Here is a 1,449-nt window from a genome sequence, read left to right on the forward strand (position 1 = left end):
GGGGAGTGGGAAAAAGGTGGGGTTCAAGCCGCAAGGGCAATCTTAGCTTGCTTGAGCCGACCATCGGCAACCGCTGCCCGAACCTGTAATACCCGATGGGCACCGGCAGGAGACCAACGCATCTGCCGTTTCTTGTTCATCCGAGCGTTCACGAGGCTATTGGCGGCGCTTTCGGCCGGAGAACTCGATATCGGCTGACCCGACCAATATCGATGGCAGTAGTCGACAATCGACGTTGCGTTCTGGACCAGGTAGGACCGGAGATTGCTGATCAATACGGACAATCGCTTGAGCTTTTGGTTGGCGTCTCGAAGTGTGGCGTGCTGCTCCAGCTGGTAGAGCATATTCTTCACGGCTCTCGTCGCCTCCCTGACGTAGCCGCTCCAAAGCAGATGGCGAAGCCGCTGCACATCAACCGCAACATCTCGAAGGTAGATGTTCAGATCGCCGATATGCCTGAGGCCTTGCCACGTCTGTTCTATGTGCCGGAGCCGCATCGACAGATGGAACCAGTCAAGAATATGCGTCACGGGCTCCCTTGTTGCACTGAGCACGATGCTTTGCAGCCCGACGTCTCCGTCGCTGAAAACAGTGACGTCGCGGCCAGGCAACCATCCTTGCGCCCGCATTGCGGCACGAACCGCATCGTGCTTGCCGGTAGCCACATGCGGTGCAGCCGCGAACTGACGCGGTAGCCGCCCCGGTGAAACAACGCGTCCCATGGCGATCTCGAAATGCCGGCTCTGATATCCAGGAACTGCACGGATATAGGCGCCATCAATGAAGACGGAAATGGAGGATCCGCCGGCCCGGCTCATGCGATAGGGGCTCGCGGCATCCCATTTTTCGATCTGATCGGCCACCTTGGCGAGCCGGTTGACGACGGTTCGATGATTGTGTGGCCGCGCGGTCGGAACAAAAAGATCGAGTACACGAGCTGCTTCACGAAACGACAGGCGCGAACCGAGCTCGGCTTGTACGCGCTCCAATTCCGGCGTCGCTCTGCCCTTCAACAAGGTCTCGATGTTTCCGGTGTTCGCCTTTGCCGGCTTTCCGCAGCTACAGCTGCGGAGCCGAGGCACCCGCAGGCGACAAATACCAAAGAGCGAATGGACCGTGCGAGATCGATAGTCATGAACCCCTTGAAGGCGGCCACAGTCGTGACATTTCCGATCGTGCTGGCTGGCTTGATCCACCTGAAACTGCGTAAGCTCTTCTTGCAGGCGGCACTGTATCGCCTTGCCTTCTGCCAGGGAAAGGCCGAGCGCGTCGAGACCCACTCCGTCGACACTGCGGTCGACGGTTGCAATTTCCCGACGCTGCGGAACGCCATCCGTGCCGATAACCTCAACCCAGACCTTCATCCTCAATTGTCCCATAACCGAGTGCCCTTTCCAGAAAAGGACTCGATTACATGAAGGTTCTTACCCCCACCTTTTTCCCGCTCCC

The 1,449-nt window shown here is 58.5% G+C and carries 1 protein-coding gene; it reads right to left on the bottom strand.

Going from position 1 to position 1,449, the window contains the following annotated elements; all coding sequences use genetic code 11:
* Window positions 1-23: 23 nt before the first annotated feature.
* Window positions 24-1,364, bottom strand: coding sequence for an ISKra4 family transposase (locus O4H62_RS26255; protein WP_269391842.1), 1,341 nt, complete (start codon window positions 1,362-1,364; stop codon window positions 24-26).
* Between the last annotated feature and the right edge of the window lie 85 nt (window positions 1,365-1,449).

This window comes from Parahoeflea alexandrii (assembly GCF_027214025.1).
GTDB classification, from domain to species: domain Bacteria; phylum Pseudomonadota; class Alphaproteobacteria; order Rhizobiales; family Rhizobiaceae; genus Hoeflea; species Hoeflea alexandrii_A.

Excerpts from the sequence above, each read along its gene's own strand:
- O4H62_RS26255 (WP_269391842.1), bottom strand. The coding sequence starts at position 1,364 with ATGAAGGTCTGGGTTGAGGTTATCGGCACGGATGGCGTTCCGCAGCGT.